This is a genomic window from Kitasatospora sp. NPDC101155 (assembly GCF_044768305.1).
Taxonomy (GTDB): Bacteria; Actinomycetota; Actinomycetes; order Streptomycetales; family Streptomycetaceae; genus Kitasatospora.
In genome coordinates, this window is record NZ_JBIWPN010000049.1 from 43,022 (window position 1) to 51,102 (window position 8,081).

Annotated in this window: 7 protein-coding genes; 6 read left to right on the plus strand and 1 reads right to left on the minus strand. The window is 74.3% G+C overall.

Going from position 1 to position 8,081, the window contains the following annotated elements; translation table 11 throughout:
• Window positions 1–76 precede the first annotated feature (76 nt).
• Both ACIRYZ_RS38730 and ACIRYZ_RS38735 read left to right on the plus strand, forming a co-directional pair.
• Window positions 77–949, plus strand: a complete 873-nt coding sequence (locus ACIRYZ_RS38730) for a LysR family transcriptional regulator (RefSeq protein ID WP_402953280.1) — start codon at window positions 77–79, stop codon at window positions 947–949.
• A 219-nt stretch (window positions 950–1,168) separates the two neighbouring features.
• A complete protein-coding gene (locus tag ACIRYZ_RS38735; RefSeq protein ID WP_402953281.1) occupies window positions 1,169–2,581 on the plus strand; it encodes an amidase in 1,413 nt (470 codons plus the stop codon).
• A gap of 128 nt (window positions 2,582–2,709) precedes the next feature.
• Here the strand turns inward: ACIRYZ_RS38735 and ACIRYZ_RS38740 are convergent, their stop codons facing one another.
• Window positions 2,710–3,819: a mechanosensitive ion channel family protein gene (locus tag ACIRYZ_RS38740; RefSeq protein WP_402953283.1), complete on the minus strand. Its 1,110-nt coding sequence runs from the start codon at window positions 3,817–3,819 to the stop codon at window positions 2,710–2,712.
• A 534-nt stretch (window positions 3,820–4,353) separates the two neighbouring features.
• Between ACIRYZ_RS38740 and ACIRYZ_RS38745 the strand changes: the two genes are divergently transcribed.
• The 4 genes from ACIRYZ_RS38745 to ACIRYZ_RS38760 all read left to right on the plus strand — a co-directional run bounded on the left by ACIRYZ_RS38745 (window position 4,354) and on the right by ACIRYZ_RS38760 (window position 7,689).
• A complete protein-coding gene (locus ACIRYZ_RS38745; RefSeq protein WP_402953284.1) occupies window positions 4,354–5,253 on the plus strand; it encodes a SigB/SigF/SigG family RNA polymerase sigma factor in 900 nt (299 codons plus the stop codon).
• A gap of 118 nt (window positions 5,254–5,371) precedes the next feature.
• Window positions 5,372–5,815: an STAS domain-containing protein gene (locus ACIRYZ_RS38750; RefSeq protein ID WP_393039786.1), complete on the plus strand. Its 444-nt coding sequence runs from the start codon at window positions 5,372–5,374 to the stop codon at window positions 5,813–5,815.
• 98 nt (window positions 5,816–5,913) lie between these two features.
• Window positions 5,914–6,384 (plus strand): ATP-binding protein, encoded by a 471-nt coding sequence (locus ACIRYZ_RS38755; RefSeq protein ID WP_402953285.1) that lies wholly within the window; start codon window positions 5,914–5,916, stop codon window positions 6,382–6,384.
• Between the two features lie 216 nt (window positions 6,385–6,600).
• Window positions 6,601–7,689, plus strand: coding sequence for a WD40 repeat domain-containing protein (locus ACIRYZ_RS38760; protein WP_402953287.1), 1,089 nt, complete (start codon window positions 6,601–6,603; stop codon window positions 7,687–7,689).
• Window positions 7,690–8,081: the final 392 nt, after the last annotated feature.

Here is an 8,081-nt window from a genome sequence, read left to right on the forward strand (position 1 = left end):
CGCCAGGGGCATCAACGCGCGTCTGTGTCACGATCGTTAAGCCTCGGTTAACGATGGAGCGGGAGGAAGGGGCGGGATGCTGGAGCGGCATGAGCTGGAGGCGTTCCTCACCCTCGCCGAGGAGTTGCACTTCGGGCGCACCGCCGAGCGGCTGCGCGTCTCCACGGCCAGGGTCAGTCAGACGATCGCCAAACTGGAGCGCAGGGTCGGCGTGCCGCTGTTCCACCGCACCAGCCGCCGGGTGGAGTTGTCGCCGGTGGGGCGGGACCTGTACGAGGAACTCCGGCCCGCGTGGTCCCGGATCACCGGTGCGGTCGCGCGCGCGGTCGACGCCGGGCGGGGCCTGACCGGGGTGTTGCGGGTCGCCTTCCACGGGCCCGCGGCGGGCCAGTTGCTGGTCGGGGTCGCGCAGCGCTTCCGCGAGCGCCACCCCGACTGTGACGTCCGGATCCGCGAGGCCCGGCCGCCGGACGTCCTGCCGTGGCTGCGCGACGGTGAGGTGGATCTGGCGCTGACCTGCCATCCGGTGTCGGCGGACGAGGTCGACACGGGGCCGGTCCTGGTGCGCGAGGCCCGCATGCTCGCCGTGCCGGCCGGGCACCCGTTCGCCCGCCGCGAGGCCCTCTCCACGGCGGACCTGGCCCGCGCGACCGTCCTGCGGATCCCGGAGACGCTCCCGGACTCCGACCGGGCACCGGCGGGCCGGCACGTCTCCGGCGGCCCGACGGCCATGACGTTCAACGAGGCGCTCACGCTCGTGGGCGCGGGCGAGGGCGTCTTCGTTGTGGGGGCCCACGCCAGGAGGTACTTCGCCCGCCCCGACGTCGTCTACGTGCGCCTCACCGACGCGGCGCCGGTCGAATGGGGCCTGGTGTGGCCCGCGGGCGGCGCCACCGCCCGCGTACGCGCCTTCGGTGACGCCGCCCTCGACGTGGTGCGGGGGGTGTGACCGGCCGAGCCGCACCGCCTCGACGGTCCGTCACCACCCTCGTAGTAATGCGCTTGCATCGCTTCCCGGAATGGGATGTGATGCAAGTGCATCGAAACGACGGGCGGTCGATGTCGGCCGCTGCTGCCATGGCGTGGCACGACCCGTCATGGCGCAGCGAGGGAAAGGGGGCAGGGCGGCCCGCGCACCACCAAGGGGCGGCGGGCGGCCCGGCGAGCGATGGACACGAAACTGTGGAAGCTGAACGCCACCGAGTTGGGCGCGGCCGTCGCCCGTGGCGAGATCCTGGCGACCGAGGTGGTCGAGAGCCACCTGGAGCGCATCGCGGCGGTGAACCCGGTCGTGAACGCCGTCACCCAGCTGATGGCGGACAGCGCCCGCGAGGCCGCGCGCGAAACCGACCGGCGCCGCGCGGCCGGGGAGGAGCTGGGCCCGCTGGCCGGTGTGCCGTTCACCGTCAAGGAGAACATCCACGTGGCGGGGTGGGCGACCACGCACGGCGTGCCGAGGTTCCGCGATCACGTGGCCGAGACCGACTCCCCACCGGTGCGCCGGCTGCGCGCCGCGGGAGCGATCCCGATCGGCCACTCCAACATGCCCGACCTGGCGATCTCCTCGGACCCCGCGAGCCGGCTCTTCGGCCGGACGTACAACCCCTGGGACCGGTCGAAGACCCCGGGCGGTACCAGCTCCGGCGACGGGGTGGCGGTGGCCGTCGGGATGGCGGCGCTCGGCCTGGGCAACGACTCGGGCGGTTCGGTCCGCCTGCCCGCGGCCTTCAACGGAGTGGCCGGACTGAAGCCGAGCCACGGCCGCTTCGCCGCCGACCACCGCATCCTGGGCCAGGAGCCGATGCTGGCCTCCCAGCTCATCCCCGTCGACGGCCCGATCGCCCGCTCGGTCGCCGACCTGCGCGCGGCCTACGAGGCGCTGGCGGGCGCGGACCCACAGGACCCCAGGGCGGTTCCGGTACCCGCGTACGGGCCCCGCCCCACCGGTCCGCTCAAGGTCGGCATCGTGGCCGATCCGTCCGGAACCGGCGTCCACCCCGAGATCCGTGCCGCCGTCGACGAGGCGGCCGCCGCACTGGAGCGGGCGGGCTACGCCGTGGAGGAGGTGCGGATCCCCAAGCTGTTCGAATCCCTGGAGTGCTACGGCAAGCTCATCATGACCGAGTTCGGCGTGAGGTGGTCCCGGACCAGGGAGCTGCTCACCGAGAAGGGCGCCCAGAACATCGACCTGTTCATGGAGCGCACGCCGCACACCGATCTCGCCGAGTTCCTCCGGCAGACCGGCGTCCGGCTCGGCCTCCAGCGGGACTGGGCCGAGCTCCTGGAGACCCACCCGCTGCTCCTCGGGCCCACCTGCCCCCAGCCCGTCCCCGGGGCCGACGTGCTCCCGGCCGCCACCGACGCCGAGAGCCACGCCCGGATGATGCTGCCGGGAGCCCTGTGCACCGTGACCTCGCTGGTCGGCGTGCCCGCGGTGAGTGTGCCCACCGGGCTCGCGGAGGGCCTGCCGCAGGGACTCCAGGTCATCGGGCGGATGTACCGCGAGGACTTGTGCCTGGAGGCCGCCGAGGTGATCGAGCGCCACTTCGGCGTGCTCGCACCCATCGACCCGCGCTCGTAACCCGAGCGAGCGCGCGCCGGTGTCCGGCCCTGGCGACGGGGCAGGGCCGGACACCGGCGGATTCGGTGACGGGTTTTTCGGTGACGGGCTGTCGAACCATCGGACTGTCGGACTGTCGGACTGTCGGACTACGGGCCTTCGGGCGACGGGGTGCGGCGACCCGGCGCAGGCCCGGGGATGTCGGCGGCGTCCCGGGCGTCCGGGCGCCGCACCGGCGCCTCCGCCACGGGGATGCGCGGCAGCGCGTACGGGTGGTTGTCGCGGAGGTGGCCGATGAGGTGCTCGCGCAGCCGGCAGCGGAGTTCGAACGCGTCGTCGGCGTTCGCCGCCGTCGCCAGCGCCCGGACGACGATGGTGGTGGGGGTGGTATCGACCACCTGGAGGGCGCTGCCCTGGCCGTCCCACAGGTCGCTCTTGGCCAGGAAGTCGTCGAACTCCTCCCGCAGCAGCCCGACCGGGGCGTGGTGGTCGAGGTGGAGCAGGGCCGTGCCGGTGATCCGGCTGGAGCGGCGGGACCAGTTCTCGAAGGGGTGGCCGACGAAGTAGGACATCGGCATCACCAGCCGCCGTTGGTCCCAGGTCGCGATCACGACCGCCGTCAGGGTGATCTCCTCCACCGTCCCCCACTCACCGGCCACCACGACGACGTCGCCGATCCGGGCCAGGTCGCCGAAGGCCATCTGCACCCCGGCGAAGACGTTGGCCAGCGTGCTCTGCGCCGCCACGCCCGCCGCCACACCGACCAGCCCGGCGGAGGCCAGCAGGCTGGTGCCGACCCCGCGGACCACCGGGAAGGTCATCAGGACCGCACCCAAGGTCGCGACGGCCACGACCGCCTGGCAGATCCGGCCGAGCACACTGGCCTGGGTCCGGGCCCGCCCGGCCCACGCCGCATCGCGGCGGTGCACGGCGAGCCTGAGTGCGCTGTCCACGAGGAGCACCACCAGACGGGCGCACAGCCAGCCGCCGGAGGCGATCGAGAGGATCACGAAGAGGTGCCGCAGCCCCTCGCGGGCGGCCGGCGGCGCGTTGATCCACGGCCGCGCGGCTGAGAGCAGCAGGCTCGCCGTCAGCGCCAGGACCGGGCGGCGACACCTGCGCACCATGACCGGTACGCCGCTGCCGCTCCCGGGGGCGGCCAGCCGCCGCGCCACCACCTGCACCATTTGGTCGAGGCCGCAGGTGAAGAGGGCGGCCGCGACGCCGACTACGGCGAGGCGGAGCAGACTCCACCACATGCACCACACTCCTTTCTGCTGCCGGAGGGGAGGGCTCGGCCCGGGAGGGCGGATGCCGCCGGCAGCGGCTCAGTCGGGTGGTTCGGTCGGGTGGGGGTGGCCCGGCCGCGGCGCGGGTGGGTCGGGGTCCGGCCGGACGTGGGCGGGTGCCGGAGGCGGATCCGCCGGAGGCACGGGGGAGCCGGGTCGCGGCGGCGGGTCGGGCACCACGGGCGGGCCGGGTGGCCGGGTCGGCTTCGGCGGCACCGGGGGCTCCGGAAGCGGCGGTGGCGGCGGGAGACCGGGCTGGGCGGGGGCGATGGCCATGGGCGAGGGCTCCTCCCGATGGGATGCGATGCGGTGAGGCCGGTCCGATCCGGTGCGGCCCGGCGGGTCGTATCCGCTCGGCTGCCCCCGATGCCGCGGTTCATGCGCCCGCCGCGACGGCGTCCGCCCGAGCCGACCGTTCGCACAACCTTCACGCCGGGACCGGACATGGATCCGGTCCCGGCGGGTACCCGGGGACGGACCGTACGCCGAGGGGAAAGGACCGACATGGCCACGACCAGTGACGAACTCCTCCACCGGGCGACAGCCCAGGGTCAGGACGAGGCCTCGACGGTCGACGCGTCCGGCGCCCCGCGCGCCGTCGTCCCGGAGCTGGCCGGCATCGAGAACCCGCGGGAGGTCGCGCCCGCCGACGCGCGCGAGCTGACCAGGGTGCTGCTGGCCCGGCTGTCGACACTGGAGGAGGGCACCCGCGAGTACTCGTACGTGCGGGCCACGCTCATCGAGCTCAATCTGTCCCTGGTGCGGTTCGCGGTCCGCCGGGTGGGCAACCGGCGGGAGCCCCAGGAGGACCTGATACAGGTCGGCTCGCTCGGCCTGATCAAGGCGATCGACCGCTTCGACCCCGGCCACGGCGCGGAGTTCACCACCTTCGCCCTGCCGACCATCCTCGGCGAGATCCGCCGGCACTTCCGCGACACCACCTGGGCGGTGCACGTGCCGCGACGCCTGCAGGAACTGCGCATCACCCTCGCCAAGGCGCGCGACGTGCTGTTCCAGCGGCTGGGCCGCTCGCCGACCGTGTCCGAGCTCGCCGCGCACCTCGAGTTGTCGGAGGAGGAGGTGATCGAGGGGCTCGCCGCCGCCAACGGCCGCACGGCCGGGTCCCTGGACACCTCCGCCACCGAGGGCGAGGAGGAGCCGAGCCCGCTCGCCCAGCGCCTCGGCGAGGAGGACGCGCGGTTCGCGACGGTGGAGAACCTGATCGTCCTCAAGCCCCTCATCGCCGCCCTGCCGGAACGCGACCGGCTCATCCTGTCCATGCGCTTCGGCGAGGAGCTCACCCAGTCCCAGATCGGCGCCCGCCTCGGGCTGTCCCAGATGCACGTCTCCCGTCTCCTCACCCGCACGCTGAAGCACCTGCACGCGGACCTCACCGCCACCTGAGCCGCCCTCACGGCACCAGGAGCACACGTGACGCCGCGCACGCCGACCACGGCCTGGCCGTACTGCGGTCGGCGTGCGTAGGCTCGTGGAGGACCCCCGTGGAGGGAACACAACGACGATGCCAGCCGAGAAGACGATGCCCGCAGAGAACGAGCCCGCGACCGTGCCGCCGACCACCGTCCCCTCCGAACCCTCCCGGCCGGGTGCCCGCTCCGGGCCCGACCTGGCCGTGCGCAGCTGGCACACCGACACCCTGGCGGCCGTCTGCGCGCTGGCCGGCGACCTCGACATCGAGACCCTGGACCCCGCCAGGAGCACGCTCGACGACTTGGTGGAGCGGCATCCGCCACTGCTGGTCGTCGATCTCGGGCACGTCGACTTCTGCGACTCCTCCGGCCTGAACCTGCTGTTGCGGACGCGGATGGCGGCCGCGGCCGCGGACGTGGAGTTCCGCCTGTCGGCGCCCTCCGTCGCGGTGCGGCGGCTGCTGGAACTGACCTGCACGGACACCGTGTTCTCGCTCCATCCGTCCCTGGAGGACGCGCTCGCCGCACCGCTCTGACCACTCCCGCCGGCCGGAGGCACGCATAATCCGGCAGTGGTCGGGAAACCGAGCAGACGTAGCGGAACACAGCGCCGAAACCGAAGGGGAACCCGCACATGACGACCAGCCGGGCAACCCTCGACGGCGACCGGCCGGGCGCCGGCCCCACGCTGCCGCCCGGCGGCCAGCGCCGGCGTCTGCACCTGGCCAGGCTGCCGAAGCCCGTCGCCCGCGCCCGGGCGTACACCGCGCAGGCCGTCGCCGACTGGTCGTGGCCGACGGGCGCCTCCGGGGCCGAGGACGACGTCGTGCTCCTCGTCGCCGAACTCGTCGCCAACGCCATGCTGCACGCCGGCGGCCCCGTGGACCTCGTCCTCGACGCCTCCGAGACCCGCCTGCGGATCGAGGTCAGCGACCGGTCGACGGCCCTGCCCGAACCGCGCCGCCCGCACCGCCCGGGCCTGCCCGGCGGGCACGGACTCTTCATCGTCCAGCAGGCCGCCGCCCGCTGGGGCGCCCTGCCGCACGGTGACGGCAAGACGGTCTGGGCCGAACTCGACGCCCTGCCCCCACACCCGGGCGGCTGACCGGCCACCCAGCCCTCGGCACCGGCGCCCTCGTCCCGCCCTTCGCCAAGCGTCTCGATTCGTCCTCCACGCCGACCGCCCGCACCGTGATGCTCTCGGCACCGGGACCCGACGGGGCGCCCGCACGCGGAGTTCCACGCGTGGTCGCGGGCCCGGGCGAGGCGTAGCGTCGGCAGTGGTCGCGGGCGGGTCACCCCCTCATGCAGGAGAGCCGACATGCCAGGTACCGGGACACCTCCAACCGGCCCCCCGCCGGGTTCACCGCCCGGTCCGCCACCCGGCCCCCCGCCGGGTCCGCCACCCGGCCCCCCGCCGGGTCCGCCACCCGGTCCGCCACCCGGCCCCCCGCCAGGTCCGCCACCGGGCCCGCCGTCCGCGGCGTCCGTCCTGACCGGTCACACGGCGGCGGTGACCTGCCTCGCCCTCTCCCGCGACGGCCGTCTGCTCCTGTCCGGCAGCGAGGACCACACGCTCAGACTGTGGGACCTCGAAGCCGGGACGGAGCTGCGGCGCTGGGTCGCCCATGAGGACGGGGTGCAGTGCGCGGCCCTCTCCCCGGACGGCCGGCTCGCGGTGTCCGGCGGCGTCTGGGGACCGGCCGTCCTGTGGGACACCGACACCGGCGCCGAACTGCGCCGCTTCCACGGACAGGAACAGGGCTGCCTGGCCGCGGTCTTCTCCCCGGAGGGCCGGCTGGTGGCGACCGGCTGCGGGGACCACACCGTACGCTGCTGGGACCCGGCGACCGGGCAGGAGCTGCGGCGCCTCGCGGGGCACACCGCGGACGTCACCGCCGTCGCCTTCTCCCCGGACCGCCGACAACTGCTGTCCGGCTGCGCCCAGTACGAGCTCGGCGCCGACCAGGTGCGGTTGTGGGACCTGGACGCGGGCATGGAACTGGGCCGGTTCGGTGAGGGGCTGTTCGCGGTCACCGCCGTCGGGTTCGTCGTCCGGGGCGGCCTCGCGGTCGCGACCACCATGGACAACGTGCTGCACGTGTGGGACCCGGTCACCGGTGCCGAGACGGGCCACTTCGAGGTCGGCGCGGGCAACCTGCGTTGCCTGGCGGTGTCCCCGGACGGCTGCCGAGTGCTGACCGGCAGCGGCACCGACTACTACGACGCCGACCTGCTCGCCGTCCTCGGTGTCGACAACCGGGTCCGGCTGGTCGACCCGGCGAACGGCCGGGAGCTGGCCCGGTACGAGGGTCACACCGGAAACGTCAACGGCGTGGCCTTCACCGCGGACGGCCGGCGCGCGGTCTCGGCGAGCGCGGACCGCACGATTCGCCACTGGGAGGTGTAGCTCTCGGTCACCGGTTGCCCTCGGTCACCCGCCGGTGGAATCGTGGCAGGAGAAGGTCGGATCGGAACCCGCGATGGCCGAACGGGCACGAGGACAGCAGCGCACCTCGACCGTGGGCAGCCCAGTGATCCGGGCCTCCGCCGGGCCCGGTGGGCGAGGTGTCGGGCCCTGTGCGCGCTTCTCGGCCTCCTCCCGGTCACCCCTGTCCTGGCCCGGGCGTACGGCCTGGTGCCGTTGCGTGGCCCTGCACAACGGCGACCAGGTGCCGTACACCCTGCCCGCCGCCGTCGGGTCGCCCCGGACGGAGGGCTGAGATGACCACCGCCACCGCCCGGCAGACCGTCCCCACCATCGGCGACGTCGTCCGGCGGCTGCCCGGGTGGCTGCGCGAG

Coding starts and splice junctions, on each gene's coding strand:
- ACIRYZ_RS38735 (WP_402953281.1), top strand. CDS start 1,169: ATGGACACGAAACTGTGGAAGCTGAACGCCACCGAGTTGGGCGCGGCC.
- ACIRYZ_RS38750 (WP_393039786.1), top strand. CDS start 5,372: ATGCCAGCCGAGAAGACGATGCCCGCAGAGAACGAGCCCGCGACCGTG.
- ACIRYZ_RS38730 (WP_402953280.1), top strand. CDS start 77: ATGCTGGAGCGGCATGAGCTGGAGGCGTTCCTCACCCTCGCCGAGGAG.
- ACIRYZ_RS38745 (WP_402953284.1), top strand. CDS start 4,354: ATGGCCACGACCAGTGACGAACTCCTCCACCGGGCGACAGCCCAGGGT.
- ACIRYZ_RS38760 (WP_402953287.1), top strand. CDS start 6,601: ATGCCAGGTACCGGGACACCTCCAACCGGCCCCCCGCCGGGTTCACCG.
- ACIRYZ_RS38755 (WP_402953285.1), top strand. CDS start 5,914: ATGACGACCAGCCGGGCAACCCTCGACGGCGACCGGCCGGGCGCCGGC.
- ACIRYZ_RS38740 (WP_402953283.1), bottom strand. CDS start 3,819: ATGTGGTGGAGTCTGCTCCGCCTCGCCGTAGTCGGCGTCGCGGCCGCC.